A 19,802-nucleotide genomic window follows, 5' to 3' on the forward strand; every position below is an offset into this window, starting at 1 on the left:
GACTTTCAACCCCAGCCCGGCATTTTGTTGCCACGCGCTCGCTCTCGCGGACGGCGTGTCCTCAGCGGGCGACCGGGACCATGGAGCGGTAGTAGCGATCCCACAGCATGACGCCACCGGCAACGCCGCCGGGCAGCAGAATCAGGTTGAGCACCGGCACCCAGGTCGCCACCGACATGCAGGCGCCATAGGTCAGCGTCGGCCACCAGCGCGCGCGCAGTCGGCGACGCATGTCGGTGAAACCGACCTGGTTGTTGTCCATCGGATAATCGAGATACTGAACCGCCATCATCCAGGCCGAGAACGCCGCCCACAGAAACGGCGTGATCAGGTTCAGGCCCGGCACGAAGCCCAGCAGGAACAGCAATGCCATGCGCGGCAGAATATAGCCCAGCTTGACCAGTTCACGCCCCAGCGCATCGACACCGGATTTGACCAGACCGCGCTCGTCGCTCGGCGGCCGCCCGGTGACCCGGGTTTCCACTTTCTCGGCCAGAAAACCGTAGAACGGCGCCGCGATCAGATTGGAGACCAGCGTAAAGGTGAAGAAGACGATCAGTGCCAGCGCGACCACCAGCAGCGGCCAGATGAGCCACTCCAGCCAGGTAAGCCAGCTGGGGATCTGACCCATGCCGTAATCCAGCCAGCCGCCGAAATTCTCGAACAGATAGAAAAGGGTGCCGCCGTAAAGCAGCAGATTGACCACGATGGGGCCAATTACGTAGCGGCGCAGGCCGGGTTCGAAAACCAGACGCGTGCCTTCGATAATCGCTTTCAGGGGATAGATCATGCCGAATCCGTCGACCAGACAGTATGTTGCGTGATCGACACGCTAACACAGTCCCACCGATGTGGCGTCAATGCGGCGACAGCCAGTACTGCCCCTGCTGCCGATCGGCGCTAGCGACCGCGCAGGGCTTCCGCGTCGAGCTCTTTCTTCGAGGTATGGCGAATATCGTGGCCCTTGACCAGATAGATGACATGCTCGGCGAGGTTGTCGGCGTGATCGCCGATCCGTTCCAGCGCTCGCAGTACCGTCATCACGCTCAGCACGCCGCCGATGGAGCGCGAATCTTCCATCATGAAGGTCGCCAGCGAGCGCATGGCAGTGGTGTATTCGCTGTCCACCGAGGCATCTTCCTGAACCACTTTCAGCGCCAGTTCGGTATCGAAACGGGCGAAAGCGGTGAGCGCATCGCGCAGCATATGGCCGACGTGCTCGCTGATATGACGAATCTCGACGCTGCCCTGGGGAATCCGCCCGGCCTCGATCAGGTCAAGCGCATTGCGCGCGATCTTGTTGGCTTCGTCACCCATGCGTTCGAGATCGTTGGTGGCCCGGATGACCGCAATGACCAGGCGCAGGTCGGAGGCAGCCGGCTGGCGCCGCGCCAGAATCCGCACGCACTCCTCGTCGATCTTGAGCTGCATGTCGTTGACGCTGCTGTCGTTGTCGCGCACCCGGATGGCCAGCTGGCTGTCACCGTCAAGCAGGGCCGCCAGCGCTTCCTGAAGCTGTTTCTCGACCAGCCCGCCCATCGCCATCAGCTGGGTCTTGATGGCTTCCAGGTCCTGATTGAACTGCTGCGAGATGTGCTGACTGTGGGTATCGCTGGTGATATCCATGCGAGGCTCCAAATGAGAGGCGCGAAGAAAAGCAGGGGCGCGACGAACGTTTTACGACCTATCTCGCCATTCTGGCACAACTGTATTGCAAACAGATGACGACACCCGCATTAGGCCGACCCGGCGGCGACGTGAACCGCACGTCACAGCGGCGTGAGCTTGGCGAAGCCCAGCACCAGCCACTTGTCACCCTCGCCTTCGAAGCTGACGTGAACCCGGGCCCGCGCGCCTTCGCCCTCGGCATCGAGAATCACGCCCTCGCCGAACAGCGGATGGCTGACCCGCTGGCCGAGCGACAGCGACGGCAGGTCGTCGACGCCTTCGATGCCCTGCTGGCGTGCCGGCCCCACGTTCGGCCGCGACGTCACCGGTCGCGATATCTGACCGCGAAGACGCACTTCCTCGAGCAGCTCCTCGGGCACTTCGCGTAAAAACCGCGAGGGTCGCGCCATCGTCTCGCGGCCGTGCAGGCGGCGAATCTCGGCGTAAGTGAGATAGAGCTTGCGCATGGCGCGGGTCATGCCGACATAACAGAGCCGGCGCTCCTCCTCGAGGCGTCCCGGCTCCTCCAGCGACATCTTGTGCGGGAACAGCCCCTCTTCGATGCCGGCCACGAACACCACCGGGAATTCCAGCCCCTTGGCCGAGTGCAACGTCATCATCTGCACGCAGTCCTCGAACTCGTCGGCCTCGTGATCGCCGGCATTGAGCGCCGCCTCGGCCAGGAACGGCTCCAGCGCCGCGGCGCCTTCGCCGACCTCCTGCAGATCGATCGGATTGGCCTGGGCATTCTGCGAGAACGCCCGCGCCGCATTGACCAGTTCCTCGAGGTTCTCGACCCGCGCCTGGCCTTTCTCGCCCTTCTCGCTGCGGTGATGCTCGATCAGGCCGGAGATCTGAATGGCGTGATCGATGATCTCGTACAGCGCCATGCCGGCGGTGTCGTTGTCGAGGCGTTCGATCAGCTCGGCAAAGGCGTTGAGCGCATTGCCCGCACGCCCATTGAGCGTGCCGTCGCTGAGGCTGTCATGCAGCGCCTGCCACAGCGACACATTGGTATCCCTGGCGCGATGACGCAGGATCTCCACCGTGCGCGTACCGATACCGCGTGGCGGTACGTTGATCACCCGCTCCAGCGAGGCGTCGTCCTCGCGATTGAGCAGCAACCGCAGATAGGCCAGCGCGTTCTTGATCTCGAGGCGCTCGTAGAAGCGCTGACCGCCATAGATGCGATACGGCACGCCGCTGCGGATCAGGGCTTCCTCGATCACCCGCGACTGCGCGTTGGAGCGATAGAGAATTGCCATCTCGCGTCGAGAGAAACCGTTGCGCGACTGCTCGCCGATGGTATCGACGATGAAGCGCGCCTCGTCGAGATCGTTGAAACCGGCGTAGACCGAAATCTTGTCGCCGGTGTCGCCGTCGGTCCACAGCTCCTTGCCCATGCGTCCGCTGTTCTGGCTGATCAGCGCGTTGGCGGCATCCAGAATCACGCTGGTGGAGCGATAGTTCTGCTCCAGGCGCACGGTCCGGGTGTTGGCGAACTCGCTCTCGAAGCGGCGAATGTTCTCGACCTTGGCCCCGCGCCAGCCGTAGATCGACTGATCGTCGTCGCCGACCACGATCATCGCCGCGCGGTCGTCACTCCCGCCACTGCCATCAGCGCCGGCCAGCAATTTCAACCAGGCGTACTGCAGGGTGTTGGTGTCCTGGAACTCGTCGACCAGGATATGCCCGAAACGCTCACGATAGTGCTTGAGCAGGGCCGGCGTATCGCGCAGCAGTTCCAGGCTGCGCAGCAGCAGCTCGCCGAAATCGACCAGCCCGCCGCGCTCGCAGGTCAGCTGATAGAGCTCGTAGAGCTCGACCATCTTGGCCATGTACGGGTCGCCATGGGTCGATACCTGCTGCGGGCGCAGCCCCTCTTCCTTGCAGCCGCCGATGAAATACTGCACCTGCTTGGGCGGATAGCGTTCGTCGTCGACGTTGTGGTCGCGCAGCAGCCGTTTGACCAGGCGCAGCTGATCGTCGCTGTCGATGATCTGGAAATGCTGGGGCAGCCGCGCGTCGTGCCAATGCGTGCGCAGCAGGCGATGGGCGATGGAGTGGAAGGTGCCGACCCACATGTTGCGCAGCGTCGCGCCCTGCAGCGCCTCGAGACGCGTACGCATCTCGCGGGCGGCCTTGTTGGTGAAAGTCACCGCCAGAATGGCGTAGGGGGAGACGCCCTCGGCCTGCATCAGCCAGGCGATGCGGTGCACCAGTACCCGGGTCTTGCCCGAGCCGGCGCCGGCCAGCACCAGCATATTGCCGGGCGGCGCGGCGACGGCCTCGCGCTGATTGGCGTTGAGGGAATCGATTAGTGCCGAGACATCATCCATTGGGTACCGTGCGGGGCCTGCTGATGGGAATGGAAAAGAGCGCGCCAGCTTAACATAGCCGGCAAGCCCCGCCGGGGCGCTTAGCGCTTGTCCGAAGACGGCCCACGCTGGGTAGCGGCATCTTCGGCGGCGGCGCGAATCGCCGCATCCTGCGGGCGCTCCGAGGAGGTTCTGGAGGCAGCCGACGACGCCGTGTTCGGTTCGCTGGCGTTTCCGGCGTTCGGACCGGCGCTGGAGACGCCCGGCGTCGCGGAAGCGCTTGGCGAAGTCGAGATACCTGACGACGCGGCAGCACTAGGCGATGTCGAGATGCCCGGCGATGTCGAAGCGCTTGGCGAAGTCGAAATGCCCGGCGACGCGCGATGCTCGGAGCCGGCAGACGGCTTCTCGGTGCTGGAAAGTTTTTCAGCCGGCTGGTCAGACGGCTTGTCGGATGGCTTGTCAGATGGCTTATCGGACACCCCAGAAGAGGCCTCCGGCTCGTGCAGATCCTGAGTGATCGCCTCGGGCTTGGGCGGCGGCTCGATCACCGTCTCGTGATGCATGTCGGCAAGCTTCTCGGCGCCCTTGGCAACGTGGTGATACATCTCGCGATAGTCCTCGACCATACGGGTCATGGTCGCGGAGACCTGCTCGAAGTGCTCGCGAACGTCTTCCTTGTAGACCTTGTGCTCGCGGTTGAGCTCACGCATCGGTTCGGTGTTGTGGCCGCCCATCTTGGTGCCCAGCCAGTAGCCGACCAGCACCCCGATGGCGCCTACGGCCACCGCGATGGCAATCCAGGGCCCTACGCCAATGCTCTCCATAAATCAGCCGCCTCTTGTGATTGAAAGACAATTCAAGTGGTTGAAAGACAAACGTCATCATCGATCTTTGCCGCACCATAATTGAAGACAGGTCGCGCGGCGGGTTGGTTCAATACCCAACCCCAGTTCAGCACCTAACCATAGTTCAGCCCTGCTCGGCCAGTCGCTCGCGACTCGTTGGCCACCGTTTCGGCTTACTCTCACTGTCGCTCCAGGGCGTCCTGAAGCCGGTTGTGGCGTTTTGCGCTTTCGCCCTTAGCCCTTAGCCCTTAGCCCTTAGCTCGTAGCTCGTAGCTCGTAGCTCGTAGCTCGGATCAGTGAAAATCACGGCTACGCGTGCTCAGCCCCTCGAGCAGGCCGGTGAGATCGACCAGGCGCTTGGCGATGACATGTCTGACGCCCGCCTGGCTTTCCAGCTTGCCGTTGACCCGCAGCAATCGGGATTCCAGCAGGATACGACGGTAGCGCTTGGCCAGATGCGGCCAGACCACCACATTGACCATGCCGAATTCGTCCTCGAGGGTCAGAAAGGTCACCCCCTTGGCGGAACCGGGGCGCTGACGCCCGACCACCAGCCCGGCGATCGCCACGCCGATATCGCTCGGCAGATTGGCGAGGCGTTTCGAATCCACCGCGCCGCCCAGCCCCCGAAATTCGTTCGTGTGGCAGCGCTGGCGCAGCAGCGACATCGGATGCGGTCCCAGCGTGGTGCCGAGCGTGGCGTAATCCGCCTTGATCGCCTCGCCGACCTCGATGGCCGGCAACAACAGCGCCTCCTCCTCGGCGTCGGCGGCAATCTCGACGTCGGCCTGGGCGAACAGTGGCAGCGACGTCTCGATGCCGGCCGTGGCCCAGCGTGCGCGATGACGGTCCCCGACCAACCCTTCCAGCGCCCCGGCATCGGCGAGCCGCGAGAGTACCGCCCGCTTGACCCCGGATCGCGCTGCCAGGCGTTCGACGCTGTCGCAGCCGGGCGTATCGCGCGCCGCCAGCAGCCGCTCGCCGTCGCTCTCGGCAAGCCCCTTGATCATGTGCAGGCCGAGCCGGATCGCCAGCCGGCCCGTACTTTTTCCATCAGAGCCGGGGGAAGCGTCCTCCAGCGTGCTTTCCCACTGGCTGGTGCGGATGTCGACCGGGCGCACCTCGACGCCGTGGCGGCGGGCATCCTGCAGCACCTGATCCGGCGAATAGAAGCCCATTGGCCAGCTGTTGATCAGGGCACAGGCGAAGATCGCCTGTTCGTGACATTTGAGCCAGCAGCTGGCGTAGGTGAGCAGGGCAAAACTGGCGGCGTGGGATTCGGGAAAACCGTAGCTGCCGAAGCCTTTGATCTGCTCGAAGATGCGTTCGGCGAAGCTCAGTTCGTAGCCGCGTTCCAGCATGCCCTCGACGATGCGCTGGCGATGCGGCTCGAGTCCGCCATGGCGCTTCCAGGCGGCCATCGAACGCCGCAGCTGGTCGGCCTCGCCGGGGCTGTAACCGGCCGCCTCGATCGCCAGCGCCATCACCTGCTCCTGAAACAGCGGAACGCCCAGCGTGCGTTCGAACACCGCCTTGACCGCCTCGGAAGGATAGGTCACCGGTTCCTCGCCGTTACGCCGTTTGAGGTAAGGGTGAACCATGTCGCCCTGAATCGGCCCCGGGCGCACGATCGCCACCTCGATCACCAGATCGTAGAACGTGGCCGGCTTGAGCCGCGGCAGCATCGCCATCTGGGCGCGGGATTCGATCTGGAACACGCCGATGGTGTCGGCACGCTGGATCATGGCGTAGGTCTCGGGATCCTCGGCCGGCAGATCCGCCAGCCCGTAGTCGAGTCCGCGATGCTGTCTGAGCAGGTCGAAGCTGCGCCGCAGTACCGTCAGCATGCCCAGCGAGAGTACGTCGACCTTGAGCAGGCCGACCAGGTCGAGATCGTCCTTGTCCCACTGGATCACGGTACGCTCGGGCATGGCGGCGTTTTCCACCGGCACCAGCGTCTGCAGCGACGCATCCGAGATCACGAATCCGCCCGGATGCTGGGAGAGATGGCGCGGAAAGCCGACCAGCGAGCCAGCCAGCACCAGCAGACGCCTGAGCATGGGTTCTTCGGGTTCGAATCCCTGTTCGCGCAGACGCGCTTCATCCGGAATGACATCCGTCCAGCGCCCGGCGCAGCGGGCCAACTGATCGATGCGCTCCGGCGCGAAGCCCAGCGCCCGGCCGATATCGCGAATCGCCCCGGCGGCGTGGTAATGGCTGACCACGGCGGTCAATGCCGCGCGATGACGGCCGTAGCGGCGAAAGACGTACTGGATCACCTCTTCGCGGCGTTCGTGTTCGAAATCGACATCGATATCCGGCGGCTCGTCGCGCTCGCGGGAGATGAAGCGCTCGAACAGCAGCGATGTCTGCGAGGGATCGATGGACGTGATCCCCAACGCGTAACAGACCGCCGAGTTGGCTGCCGAGCCGCGCCCCTGGCACAGAATCTGCTGGCGCCGCGCGAAGTCGACGATGTCGTGAACGGTGAGGAAGTAGTGCTCGTAGCCGAGCTCCTCGATCAGCGTGAGTTCGTAGTCGATCTGCCGGGCGACCTTTTCCGGCACACCCGCCGGCCAGCGTCGCGCGCAGCCCCGGGCCGTCAGCTCGCGCAACCATTCGGCCGGCGTCTTGCCGTCCGGCACCACTTCGTGAGGATAGGTGTAGCGAAGCTCGCCGAGATCGAAATGACAGCGTGCCGCCAGCGCAGCGCTCTCGGCCATCAGCTCGGCGGGATAGATCGCGGATAGCGCATCGCGGCTGCGCAAATGGCGCTCGCCGTTGGCAAACAGGGTATCGCCGGCCTCGAAAACGCTCTGATGGTGGCGGATCGCGGTGAGGCAATCCTGCAGCGCCCGCCGGCCGCGGGCGTGCATGTGAACGTCTCCCGCCGCCAGCGCCGGTATGCCCAGCGCGTGGGCCAGGGCCTGCAGCCGGGCCAGGCGCGCGGCGTTGTCGCAGCCATTGTCGAAACCATAGTGGAGCTCCACCGCCAGCCACAGCCGCCCGGGGAAAGCTCTTGCCAGCCGCTCGCCCATCTCACGATCGCCCACCTCTCGTTCCGGCACGGCGCCGGGGATCCACAGCGCGAACAGACCCTCGCCGCCGTCGAGCTCATCGAGATCCCCGGCGAGCAGCCGATACTCGCCCTTGGGCGCGCGACCGCGGACGCGAGTGATCAACCCGCAGAGCGCTTCGTAGCCGCTCCGGTTTTCTACCAGCAACACGATCTTGATACCGCACTGGGTACGAAATTCGGCGCCGACGATCAGCGCGACACCGTGCTCCCGCGACGCCTGCCAGCCGCGCACGATCCCCGCCAGCGTGGCCTCGTCGGTGATCGCCAGCGCGCGATAGCCGAGCCGCGCGGCGCGCTCGAATAGCTCATCCGCGGTCGAGGCCCCGCGCTGGAAGCTGAACGCGGAAAGGCAGTGCAGCTCGGCGTAGGGGTCTTTAAAGGCGCCCGCACCCGCGCCGATTCTACAGGCGTCCGGTGCCGCGCCCGGTGCCGCGCCCAGGCTTTGTCGGGCGTCCGAAGCGGCAGCATCGGGCCGCGATAAGGCGGCAATGTCAGGCCGCGATGAGGCGGCAGTGTCGGGCCGCAGTGAAAAGCCATCGTTCATCCGAACCAGCCGTGCAGGTACCAGCCCTGCCGCTCCGGCTCGCACCAGACCCAGGCCTGACGGCCGTCGGCCCACTGGGCCAGGTAGTAGTCGCGGCGGATGTCGTCGCCGTCCCACCAGCCGCTTTCGATCCGCTCCGGCCCCGCCAGCAACTGCACCACGTCGCCATCGCAGCGCTGCGGCACGCTGGCCAGCCAGCCGGGGCGCGGCGGGCCGGCACTGGCGTCACGCGCCCGTGGCCCGGCGCCGTTCAGCACCGCCTTTTCCGGGCGATGCTCGCGATGCTCAACCAGCGGCTTGAGTGCCGGTTGCCCCAGTCGCGCGACCAAACGCTGATGCAGCGCCGCCCAGGCCTGGGCCTGGCGCGCAGGGCCCTCCAGCAGTTCGCGCCGAATCGGCGCATAGGCCGCCAGCTGAGGCGCGAAAAGCGTCAAGGTCGTTACCGGGCCGGCGAGACGCACGCGCTCCAGATGGGCGCGGGTCAGCTCGAGCAACGTGTCGGGGTCGCGCTGTACCGCCAACAGACCGATCTCGACGGTCTGCGGCGGGCCATCTTCCAGCTCGAACGTCAGCCGGAACCGCTCGACCCCCGCATCCTGACCCATCAGAAACACGCCCAGCTCCTGCAACAGCCGCTTGAGCGGAAAGGCCAGACCGGCGATGGCATGTACCGGCTGGTCGAATTCGAAGGCGCGGGAAAACCGCGGCGTCGGGCGATGATAATCGAGCGCCAGTGGCCACTCCCCGCGCAGTTCGGCCAGGTGGCGCATCAGACCGCCACCGAAACGTCGGGCCAGGGCGTTGCGCGGCAGGGCGAACAGCTCGCCCAGCCGCTGGAACCCGCTGCGATTCAGGGTCTGCAGGATGTCACGATCGGCATCGATGCTCGCCAGCCCGGCGCGGTCGAGACGCAGCGTTGCCAGCGCCGACTCCAGCCCGGTGTCGTCCACCGCCAGCCCGTCGTGGACATTGACCAGAACTCGCGCCGCCGCCGGGTTGGGGGCGATCACCAGCCGATGCGAAAAACCAAGTGCGGTGAGTTCCGCCCGCAGTCGCGCCTCCAGACGCGGCCACGGGCCCAGCAGATCGAGACTGCTGGCGACTTCGAACACCAGCGCATGCGGGTAGTGAAGGCTGACCTGGGCGCTGAAACCGTAGGCCCAGGTCGCCAGCCGTCGGCGCCAGCGCTCCACCGAGTCGACATCGAAGAGTGCCGTCTCGAGCCGCTGACTCGAATCGGATCGAGAACCGGATCGAGAACCGGATCGAGAACCCCTATCTGGCGAGGCATCGGGCGCGTTGAAGTGCGCGTGTCCGGGCGCATTAATCTGCACGTGTCCGGGCGCCTTGGAAAGCGGCGCATTAACCTGCACATGTTCGGGTGCATTGAAGAGCGCTTCGGCGAAGCCCAGCGCCTGGCCGGGCTTGACGCCCTGCTCACGCGCGGCGCGATTGGCAGCGCGAATGCATTGACGCTGTACCGGCCCGTCGATCAGCGCGAACGGCGCCTCGGGATCGGGACGGCGGCGCAGCGCACCCTCCAGGGCCAGGCGGGGAAACAGCAGGCAGACCCAGCGCATGGCGTCACGCTCCGGCGCCGAAGGCGATTCGCCGCGCAGGGGCAAAGCCACCGCGACACTTGAGAATCTCCAGCTCGGCATGCCGGTGCAGTCGTATTCGCAGCGGCGCCGGGGAGGCTTCGGTCACTTTCGCCAGCGGCCGGTGAACGAACGCCAGCGTATTCCCGCTCGTCGCCGCCACCTGCAACCGGCGCATGAGACGGCTATCGGCCTGCGGCAGCCAGGCGACGACGACTGCGCAACAGCCGGCACGAAGACACTGCTCCGTCGCCCACAGCGCCTCGCGCCCCTGCACATCCAGCCAGTGACACTGTTCGAGCGCCACGCCCGCCTGCCGCCACGCCGCCGGATACGGCACGCCCGGTGGCGATACCAGCACCACCGGCCGGCCCTCGCGGGTCATCCGCGAGAGCAGCGGCCACAGCAGGGCGAGCTCACCGTTGCCGGCCCCCGACGACAGCAGCTCGCTGATCGCGGCCGACGGCCAGCCGCCACCCGGCAATAGCGCGTCGAGCTCGGCGTGCCCGCTGGCAATCGCTTCGCCACCGTCGCTGACGCCGCCCGCCTGGGCACGCCAGACCTGACGGCTGTCGAGCAGGGATTCCAGGCTGCTCATCGGCCGGCCCCCGTAACGGGCAGCGGCAGCAATATCCATCGGAAACGGCGGGAAGCGAGTGACGACATGAGGGTGGCCGAGACGGTTGAAACGTTGCCGACAGTGTCACTCAGAACACGATTACTGTCTATATATACAGTAATCGAGACACAAAAAACGCCCGTAGGCGACGTTTTCCGGTCATGAAGCCGTCACGACACGTTGTTGGAGACCCTCAGCGACCCCAGGCTGCGTTTGATCGCCTTGAGCTGATCGCTGATCTGCGGGCCACGATTCTTGGCCACGCCGACGGCGAGCACGTCGATGGTCAGCAGATGGGCAATACGCGAGGTCATGGGAATGTAGACTTCGGTGTCTTCCTGCACGTCGACCGGCAATGTCAACGTCACCTCGCGGGCCAGCGGCGAATCGCTGGGGCACAGGCCGATCACGGTCGCCCCGGCCTTGACCGCCGTCCTGGCGCTGGCGATCAGCGCCCGGGTGCGGCCAGTCTGGGAGATCGCCACCACCACGTCGCCTGCTTTCAGGGTCGCGGCGGACATCGCCTGCAAATGCGGATCGGAGTAGGCCGAGGTCTGGATCTGCAGCCGGAAGAACTTGTGCTGGGCATCGGCGGCGACGATGCCCGAGGCGCCGTAACCGTAGAACTCGACCCGATTGGCAACCGCCAGCGCTGCGATCGCGCGGCCCAGCGCCTCGTTGTCCAGGTGGTCACGGACCTGTTCGAGCGTCTCGATGGTGCTGTCGAAGATACCGTGGGAGAACTCGGCCACGCTGTCGCCGTCGTTCATGGTGAACTGGGCGTACTGGCTGCCCTTGGCCATCATCTGCGCCAGCTTGAGCTTGAACTCCTGGAACCCGGCCATGCCCATGGCACGACAGAAACGCACCACCGTCGGCTCGCTGACCTGCGCCTCGCTGGCCAGATCAGTGATCCGCATCAGGATCACCTCTTCGGGGTTGCGCAGCACGAAGCGCGCTACCTTCTGCTCGGAGCGGCGCAGGCGATCCATGTGCACGCGCAATTCATCGAACAGCGAACGGCTCATGGCTGGCTCTCGGGTGGCGACATCAGGCGGACTTGCCTCTTCGGGTTTCGATGTAAGTTTCCATGTTCAGTATGCCCGACTCGTTGCAACGGCGACACATGGGACAAACGGCGTTGAAAGCATGACAAAAGCTAACCGTCATGATCTTGTAATGTTAGGTATAGTATGCATGTCGGGTGCTAACCGACCGATCCGAGGATGCCAGGAGATTCGATCATGACGACCGTCGAACATCTTCACACCCTGAAAAGCGAAATCATCGACATTTTCATGACGTTGGAAGTCAGCGAGCACGAACAGCGCAAGCGCAGGGCTGCCGTTCGCTATCTCAAGGCCCGGCGCGGTATCGAGCAGCGTCAGGAAAAGCGCCAGCTGGCGGAAGAGATCGCCGAGCTGCCAGAGTAGCGGAAACCCGAGGCAAAGCCGGAAGCATCGCTGACAAGCAGCCATCCGTTCTTTCGCCACTCTTTCGTTACTCTATTCGACACCCATTCGCTTCGCCGCCCTCAACGACCAGCGGCCGCGTCCTCGAAGAGAACCGCGGCCGCTGCCTGAACCGTCGGAACCCTCTCCGACGGCAGAGCCCTGTCACGCGTCGAAGCGTGCCAAGGCGATCGACGATCTACAGGCTATTGAAGAACACCACGACCACCCCGATCGGCGCCACGTAACGCGACACGTAGTGCCACAGCACCCGACCCTTCGGCCCCAAACCCAGCTCCTGCTTCACACCCTCGCTATCCAGGAACCAGGCGGTAAAGACGATCGCGGCCAGCCCCGTCAGCGGCAGCATCAGCTTGCTGGTGAGCGCGTCGAGCAGGTCGAAGACGTTGAAGCCGAACGGCTGGAAGCCTGACCAGACGTTGAACGCCAGCAGCGCGGCGATCCCCAGCGCCCAGGTCGCCAGCGCGGCGACGAACGCCGAACCCAGCCGAGACAGCGACGTACGCTCTTCCAGAAACTCCGTCACCGGCTCCAGCAGCGAGATCGCCGAGGTGATCGCGGCCACGGTCAGCAACGCGAAGAAGATCGTGCCGAACGCCAACCCCCACGGCATGTTGATGAACGCCAGCGGCAGAGTGACGAACAGCAGGCCCGGCCCGGCGCTCGGATCCAGGTTGTTGGCGAACACCACCGGGAAGATCGCCATGCCGGCGCCCAGAGCAATGACCGTATCCAGAATCACCACGGTGCGCGCCGTCTTGATCAGATTGACCTCCTGCCCCAGGTAGGAGCCATAGGCCATCATGATCCCCATCCCCAGCGACAGCGTGAAGAAGGCATGGCCCAGCGCGGCCAGAATGACGCCGCCGTTGAGCTTGCTCCAGTCGGGCGAGAACATGAACGCCGCCGCCTCGCCGAAGCCGGCGGTGGTCGCACCGAAGCCGATCAGCAGAATCAGCGCCACGATCAGCAGCGGCATCAGCCACTTGGCCGCCCGCTCCAGGCCGCCTTTGACGCCGCCGGCGACGATGCCGAAGGTGATCAGCATGAACAGCGTATGCCAGAACAGCAGCGTGCCCGGCTGACTCAGCAGGGTGGTGAAGTAATCACCGACATCGACTCCGCTGGACTTGCCCAGATCGCCGGTCAACGTGCTCCAGGTGTAGTTGAGCGACCAGCCGCCGACGACACTGTAGAAAGAGAGAATCAGAAACGAACCCAGCACGCCGGCGATGCCCACCAGCACCCAATCGGGTGATTTCTTCGAATCGCGGCTGAGTGTCTGCATGGTATTGATCGGGTTGGACTGCCCGCGCCGGCCCAGCAGCCATTCGGAAACCAGAATCGGCAGGCCGATCAGGGCGATGCAGACCAGGTAGACGAGCACGAACACCGCGCCGCCGCTGTCGCCCACCATGTAGGGGAACTTCCAGATATTGCCGAGACCGACGGCCGAGCCGGTCGCCGCGAGTACGAACGCCGTGCGCGAGGACCACTGCGCATGAACGTGGGATTGCTTGGCCATGAATTCACCATCGAGTATTGCTGTTGTCGGAATACCGCCCCTTCGAGAGGCCGGACCCGGTGTCGTTTTTAAAGCCCGGGAGCGTCTCCGGCTGTTCCACTTTGGCGGCAGCGTCGGGCCGCTTGGCTTGGCGACAGCTTCGGGCCGCTTGGCTTTGGCGGCAGCCTCGGGCCGCTTGAAAGCTTTGGCGGCAGCTTCGGGCCGTTTGGCTTTGGCGGCAGCGTCGGGCCGCTTGAAAGCTTTGGCGGCAGCGTCGGGCCGCTTGAACAGAAACGCGCGGATTATACCGACTCGAATCCGATTCATCCCCGGTTCCGCCATAAAAACGGCCAAATGGGGTGAAAAGCGTGCCGAAAACGCAATGATCGAGCGTAAAGCGCTGCGGCTCGCTGCCGCCGAAGCGATGCGCACGGATCGAGCTCAGGAATCGATCTGCCGTGTTCGATGCGCAAAATGCCGGGTGTTCTTGTACGGCATCTTCATGTACCCGGAAACGCCGAGCCCGTCGATCTGCGGCACCGCCGCCAGCAGCGTCTCCAGACAGGCACGGAACTCGGCCTCCTGGGCCGGATCGAGCAGGCGGTAGTAGCTGTGGATCTTCAGGTGGGTCGGCAGCGCCTCGAAGATGATCATCCCGGTGTGATGGATGGCATTGAGCCGCGACAGCGCCTCGATCATCACCGTCGGCAGGCGCAGGAACTCCTCGGGGTCCGGGCCGTCCTCGAAGTAGGAGTGTTCGCGGCTGGCGTCCTCCAGCTCCGGCGTCGGGCTGACCTCGTAGGGAATCGCGCAGGCCGCGTCGGGCACGAACGGCTGCGAGGCGTCGTCACGGTCGACGTGCAGGGTGCGCCGGGCGTTGAACAGGCACGCCTTGAACACGCCGTCGCGGCGGCGAATCGCCCGGGCCAAGGTGATCATGTTATTCACCGCCGCCACAAAAGCCGTTCGCAGCGAGGGTTCGTTGAGGCTCAAGGTGGTGTCGAACTCGACGCCGGCGTCGCTCCAGCGCACCGCCAGGCCACCCACCACCGGATACTTGCCCAGCCGCCCCACCGCCACCAGGAACGCCTTCTCGAGATCACCCATGCCCTGCATGAACTGCTTGTAGTAGCGGTCGAGCTGGACATCATTGATCGCGCTCAGGGTGTCATCGCGCGCTTCGTCCAGATGATGATCGTCACGCAGAAACGCCTTGCGCGAACTGTAGATCACCGTCTCGATTTCCTGCTCCAGCGAGCGCACCCACACCGGCACCAGCGGACTTTCCGGCGCGGCCACCGGTTCGCTGATAAGGGTGCGGGCGATGCGCGGCATGTGCTGGAGAAAATAGTCCCCGGCCCGTCGGCGTAGTGCGGGGTGGTTGCTGAGCATGGCATCCAGTACCCGGGCGAACTCGATCGGTAAACCCAGCGAGGTTGCCGGGATCGTCTCATGACCGAAGCGGCTGGACTGTGCCGTCGCGAGCGCGTAGAGGGTCGCGGCGGCGCCCTGTTCGTCGAAACGCGGCGAGGACAGCGCGCCGTTCAGCTGCTCCTCGCCGATGTAGTAGACGTCGCCCATGCGGGCGTTGGTGTGCTGAAGATCGGCGGACATCAGCGCCATCACGTTACGCGACAGGAACTGCCCCTCGGCATCGAGCTGGGCGAAGACCGACGAGCCCCAGTCGATCAGCGCGACCTGCTCGGTCAGGGGGTCGAACATCAGATTGGAGGGTTTGATATCGCCGTGAACCACGAGCCGGCCCTCGGCGGATTCGCGGCGCAGCGCGCGCAGGATGTCGGCCAGTTGGGCGGCGATCCCGATCACCAGCCGCGCCGTCAGTCGGCCCTGGCGTAGCGAAAACTCTTCCAGATTGATGCCCGGCGCACGCGCCATCACCAGCATCGCCTGATGTCGCAGGGTACGGTAGGCGATCAGTTTGGGAACGCGCGGATGATCGACCTGTTCGAGCATGAACGCCTCCTCCTCGAGGCGTTCGTGGAACGACTGCGGCAGATTCTGGCGCGTGAACTTGAAGACGTGGCTGTCGCCGGCGCTATCGATACCCGCGAAGACGAAGCCATAGGCGCCCTTGCCGACCAGCTCGACCTCGCGATAGCCGACCTGGGCAAGCTGGTGACGGCAGCGCTCGATCCATTCGCGCAGCTGGCGTGCCTGGCTCTGGCTGAGCAGATAGACCGACTGCTCCTCGGGAATGTAGAACTGCTGCAGCTCCGTCGGCTCGGTCATGGGAGTCCGCTCCGCGCTCAGCGCAGCTCGGCCAGCATCGTCTCCGGCCCTTCCAGATAGCCCTTCCAGCGATTGCAGAAGCGCGCCATGGTACCGCCATCCAGCACCCGATGATCGCCGGACCAGGTCACGGTCATGATCGCCCGAGAGACCACTGAACCATCTTCCGCGAAACGCGGCAGCCGCTGGACTCGGCCGAGGGCGACGATCGCCACCTCCGGCGCGTTGATGATCGGCATGGCGTAGGTGCCGCCCAGCACGCCGATGTTGGAGATGCTGATGGTGCCGCCCTTGAGATCGGCCGGTTCGACTCGCCCGTCACGGGCAGCGCGGGTCAGCCGCTCCACCTCGACGGCCACCTCGCGCAGGCTCAATGTCTCGACGTGCTTGACGTTGGGCACCAGCAGTCCGCTGGCGCTGTCCACCGCCATGCCGATATGGCAGGCGGCCTGGTAATGAATGGCGTCGGCTGCCGGATTGAGCCGGCAGTTGAGTAGCGGAAATTCCGCCACGGCCAGCGCCAGCGACTTCATCAGCAACGGCATCAGCGTCAGCCGCTCGCCGCGGGCCTCGAAATCGCCCTTGAGCCGTTCCCGCAGCGCCAGCAGTTCGGTGACATCGAACTCCTCGCCGTAGGCGAAGTGCGGAATCGTCGACGCCGCCTCGCTCATCCGCCGGGCCATCACCGCGCGCACGCCACGCAGCGGCTCGACGCGCTCGCCGTTGGAGGCAGAATCGGCAGCCGTCGTGGTCTGATGATCCGACGTTGCGGCCGGCTCGCGGCGCTGTTCCTGCTGCTTTTCCTGTTGCTGCCGAAACGCCAGCACGTCTTCCTTGAGCACCCGGCCATCCTTGCCGCTGCCGGGAATCTCCTCGAGGCGCACGCCGAGCTCGCGCACGCGACGGCGTACGGCCGGGCTGGCCGGAATGCGTCGGCGGCCAGACGATGGAGCGTCGACCGCCGACAGCGATCCCCCGGAAGTCTCGTCTTCTTGGGTCGCGGTGGTTTCACGTGGAACAGCGTCGACTGCAGCTGGGACCGATGCTGGAGCTGACGCCGCGGCAGCCTCGGCTGAATCGCGACTCTCGTCGCTGGCCTGCGGCACGTAGGCGAACAGCGGCGAATGCACCCGGGCGATCTCGTCGAGCTGGCAGTAGTAGCGCACCATCCGCCCCGCTTCCGGCGCAGTGATCTCCATTACCGCCTTGTCGGTGCTGACTTCGACCACCGGCTGATCCTCGGCGATCTCCTCGCCCTCTTCCACGCGCCACGCCACCACCTCGCATTCGACGATGCCCTCGCCCAGATCGGGCAGAATGAAATCCTTCGTCGCCGGTACGTTCCCGGCCTCGGTGTCGGGCAATCGAAAATCGCTCATCTCACCCTCCTAGAAATCCATCGTGCGGTGGATGGCATCGAGCACCTTCAATGGCCCCGGCATGTACTCCTTCTCGAGCGTCAGCGGGAACGGCGTGTCGAGCCCGGTCACCCGTTCGATCGGCGACTCCAGATAGAGGAAGCAGCGGCTCTGGATCGTCGCCGCGATTTCGCTGGCGAAGCCCCCGGTCAGCGGCGCCTCGTGACTGACGATCAAGCGCCCGGTCTTGAGCACGGACTGCACCACGGTCTCGATATCCCACGGCACGATCGTGCGCAGATCGATCAGCTCGCAGGAGACGCCCTCCTTCTCGGCCATCTCGGCGGCCTGTTCGATCACTTCCATCTGCGCACCCCAGGCCAGCAGCGTGATGTCGTTGCCTTCCTTGATCACCTCCGCCTGACGCAGCGGCAGCTCGTAGTCCTCGTCCGGCACCTCACCCACCGAAGCGCGATAGAGCCGCTTGGGCTCGAAGAAGATCACCGGATCCGGCGAGCGGATCGAGGCCAGCAACAGCCCCTTGGCCTGGTGTGGATTGCGCGGCACTACCACCGTCAGTCCCGGCGTATGCGCGAAATAGGCCTCCGGCGACTGGGAGTGATAGTGGCCGCCGGCGATGCCGCCGCCGTAGGGCGCCCGAACGGTGAGGCCGCCCACATCGAACAGGTTGCCGGAGCGGTAGCGGAACTTGGCGGTCTCGTTCACCAGCTGATCGAACGCCGGATAGATGTAGTCGGCGAACTGGATCTCGGCGACCGGCACCGAGCCCTGCGCGGCCAGGCCGTTGGCGAAGCCGATGATGCCCTGCTCCACCAGCGGCGTGTTGAAGCAGCGAGCGCGGCCGTATTTCTCCTGCAGATGGCTGGTGGCGCGGAACACGCCGCCGAAAATACCCACGTCCTCGCCGAAGCAGAGCACGCGCTCATCGGCCGCCATGGCGGTATCCAGCGCGTTGTTGACCGCCTGGAGCAGATTCATTCGGCTCATGCTCGGCCCTCCGTCGCGCTGTCGTCGTCCAGCCACGGCGCACTCTTGGGATAGGTCTCGGGATGACGGCGAATATGCGCTTCCAGCGCCTCGAACTGCTCGCGCAATAGCGGTGGTGTCTCGGCATAGACGTCGCTGACCAGCGTCTCGAGTGCCGGCGGGCGACGTTTCTCGGCCTGCTTCATGCCGTCCAGCACCTCGCGGCGCAGCGACTCGGTCAGTTCGCGTTCCTCGTCCTCGTTCCACCAGCCATGCTCGATCAGCCAGCGCTGCATACGGCGCAGCGGGTCCTTCTTGTGCCACGCTTCCTCTTCCTTCTTGCTGCGATAGCCGGAAGGATCGTCGGAGGAGGAGTGAGCCGCCAGGCGGTAGGTCATTGCCTCGATCAATACCGGTTCGTTTTGCTCCACCGCCAGCCGGCGCGCTTCGCGAGTGGCCTCGTACATCGCCAGGATGTCGTTGCCGTCGACCCGGATCGACTGCATGCGATAGCCGAAGGCACGGGCCGCGATACCGTCGCCGGCGAACTGCTCGGCGACCGGCGTGGAGATGGCATAGCCGTTGTTGCGACACAGGAAGATCACCGGGACCTTGTGAACCGATGCCATGTTGAGCGCGGCATGAAAATCCCCTTCCGAGGCCGCGCCTTCGCCGAAGATGGTCAACGTGCAGTTGCCCTTGCCGGCCAGTTTCTGGCCATAGGCGTAGCCTGTGGCCTGGGGAATCTGGGTCGCCAGCGGGGAGGAAATCGTCAGGTAGTAGAGATCTCGCGAACCGTAGTGAATCGGCATCTGACGACCATGGGCGGGGTCGCGCTCGTTGCCGAACAGCTGATCCATGAACTCGTCGGTGGTGAAGCCGCGGTAGGCCAGCGCCCCCTGCTCACGGTACTGCGCCATGATCATGTCGGCATCGTCCAGCGCCGCGGTGCTGCCGATCACCGCCGCTTCCTCGCCGGTGCACTGCATGTAGAAGCTGAGCCGCCCCTGCCGCTGGGCCGCTAGCATGCGTTCATCGAGCACGCGGGTGTAGAGCATCGCGCGATAGATGCGCCGTGCCGTCGGCTCGTCGAGGGAGCTCGGCCCGGCATCGGCGTAGACGGTGCCATCGGGTTTGAGCTGGGTAAAAACGGGGATCTGGATGTCGTCGCCGTTGGCGAAAATCGGTTTGTGCACCGGCTTCACCGTGGTTTGGTTCTTCTTCATCTGATGCTTCCTGAGAGAATGTTTACAACAGGGCTGCACGCGGCAATACGGCGTTAACGTTAAAATTGGCCTCAAATACCCATTTACCCGTCTGTAAACTTCGTTTTTCGTCCAATTTTGCCTTGTCTTGCCTTTGCTCGCCTGTGTTGTAACCCTCCTCTGAGATCGATGACCGATATAAGAGCCGCCTCGTGAGCCGCTCTTTCCACATGAGTCCGACAAGTCGGAGAGCAACCGATTTCGGCGGTTGCTTCAACATGTGACCTTGACGTTAATGTCAACTTGTCGCCATCAGACCTTGGTCTTTGAGCATTAGGTCCAATTGTGGCAG

The 19,802-nt window shown here is 64.7% G+C and carries 14 protein-coding genes; 1 reads left to right on the forward strand and 13 read right to left on the reverse strand.

Annotated features, from left to right (window positions below; translation table 11 throughout):
• Window positions 1-61 precede the first annotated feature (61 nt).
• The 8 genes from cysZ to hexR all read right to left on the reverse strand — a co-directional run bounded on the left by cysZ (window position 62) and on the right by hexR (window position 11,702).
• Entirely contained in the window at window positions 62-790 is a 729-nt protein-coding gene (gene cysZ, locus DOM58_RS14880; protein ID WP_110693504.1) for a sulfate transporter CysZ, read from the reverse strand.
• 110 nt (window positions 791-900) lie between these two features.
• A complete protein-coding gene (gene phoU, locus DOM58_RS14885) occupies window positions 901-1,626 on the reverse strand; it encodes a phosphate signaling complex protein PhoU (protein WP_075561525.1) in 726 nt (241 codons plus the stop codon).
• A gap of 143 nt (window positions 1,627-1,769) precedes the next feature.
• Window positions 1,770-4,007: a DNA helicase II gene (gene uvrD / locus DOM58_RS14890; protein WP_110693505.1), complete on the reverse strand. Its 2,238-nt coding sequence runs from the start codon at window positions 4,005-4,007 to the stop codon at window positions 1,770-1,772.
• Window positions 4,008-4,087: 80 nt separating this feature from the next.
• Complete coding sequence (locus DOM58_RS14895; protein ID WP_110693506.1) at window positions 4,088-4,813, reverse strand: ZapG family protein; 726 nt, start codon at window positions 4,811-4,813, stop codon at window positions 4,088-4,090.
• Window positions 4,814-5,127: 314 nt separating this feature from the next.
• Window positions 5,128-8,457, reverse strand: coding sequence for an error-prone DNA polymerase (locus tag DOM58_RS14900; protein WP_110693507.1), 3,330 nt, complete (start codon window positions 8,455-8,457; stop codon window positions 5,128-5,130).
• Window positions 8,454-10,088 carry a Y-family DNA polymerase gene (locus DOM58_RS14905; protein WP_157957561.1) on the reverse strand — a complete coding sequence of 545 codons (1,635 nt, stop codon included), beginning with the start codon at window positions 10,086-10,088 and terminating at the stop codon, window positions 8,454-8,456. The genes DOM58_RS14900 and DOM58_RS14905 overlap by 4 nt, the downstream gene beginning before the upstream one ends.
• A complete protein-coding gene (gene imuA / locus DOM58_RS14910; protein ID WP_110693509.1) occupies window positions 10,042-10,653 on the reverse strand; it encodes a translesion DNA synthesis-associated protein ImuA in 612 nt (203 codons plus the stop codon). The genes DOM58_RS14905 and imuA overlap by 47 nt, the downstream gene beginning before the upstream one ends.
• Before the next feature lie 191 nt (window positions 10,654-10,844).
• Window positions 10,845-11,702: a transcriptional regulator HexR gene (gene hexR / locus DOM58_RS14915; protein ID WP_075561520.1), complete on the reverse strand. Its 858-nt coding sequence runs from the start codon at window positions 11,700-11,702 to the stop codon at window positions 10,845-10,847.
• Between the two features lie 216 nt (window positions 11,703-11,918).
• On the opposite strand from hexR, the gene DOM58_RS14920 reads away from it, so the two are divergent.
• On the forward strand, window positions 11,919-12,107 hold the full coding sequence (locus tag DOM58_RS14920; RefSeq protein WP_075561519.1) for a PA3496 family putative envelope integrity protein: 189 nt from the start codon (window positions 11,919-11,921) through the stop codon (window positions 12,105-12,107).
• 217 nt (window positions 12,108-12,324) lie between these two features.
• Here DOM58_RS14920 and DOM58_RS14925 read toward each other — a convergent pair whose 3' ends face one another.
• The 5 genes from DOM58_RS14925 to DOM58_RS14945 all read right to left on the reverse strand — a co-directional run bounded on the left by DOM58_RS14925 (window position 12,325) and on the right by DOM58_RS14945 (window position 19,471).
• Entirely contained in the window at window positions 12,325-13,671 is a 1,347-nt protein-coding gene (locus DOM58_RS14925) for a sodium-dependent transporter (RefSeq protein WP_110693510.1), read from the reverse strand.
• Between the two features lie 420 nt (window positions 13,672-14,091).
• Window positions 14,092-15,900 carry a protein kinase domain-containing protein gene (locus DOM58_RS14930; RefSeq protein ID WP_110693511.1) on the reverse strand — a complete coding sequence of 603 codons (1,809 nt, stop codon included), beginning with the start codon at window positions 15,898-15,900 and terminating at the stop codon, window positions 14,092-14,094.
• A gap of 17 nt (window positions 15,901-15,917) precedes the next feature.
• Complete coding sequence (locus tag DOM58_RS14935) at window positions 15,918-17,279, reverse strand: 2-oxo acid dehydrogenase subunit E2 (RefSeq protein ID WP_110693512.1); 1,362 nt, start codon at window positions 17,277-17,279, stop codon at window positions 15,918-15,920.
• Window positions 17,280-17,288: 9 nt separating this feature from the next.
• Window positions 17,289-18,266, reverse strand: coding sequence for an alpha-ketoacid dehydrogenase subunit beta (locus DOM58_RS14940; protein WP_110693513.1), 978 nt, complete (start codon window positions 18,264-18,266; stop codon window positions 17,289-17,291).
• Entirely contained in the window at window positions 18,263-19,471 is a 1,209-nt protein-coding gene (locus tag DOM58_RS14945) for a thiamine pyrophosphate-dependent dehydrogenase E1 component subunit alpha (protein ID WP_110693514.1), read from the reverse strand. The genes DOM58_RS14940 and DOM58_RS14945 overlap by 4 nt, the downstream gene beginning before the upstream one ends.
• Window positions 19,472-19,802 lie beyond the last annotated feature (331 nt).

Origin of the sequence: Salinicola halophyticus, from assembly GCF_003206695.1 — a bacterium.
Lineage (GTDB): Bacteria > Pseudomonadota > Gammaproteobacteria > Pseudomonadales > Halomonadaceae > Salinicola > Salinicola halophyticus.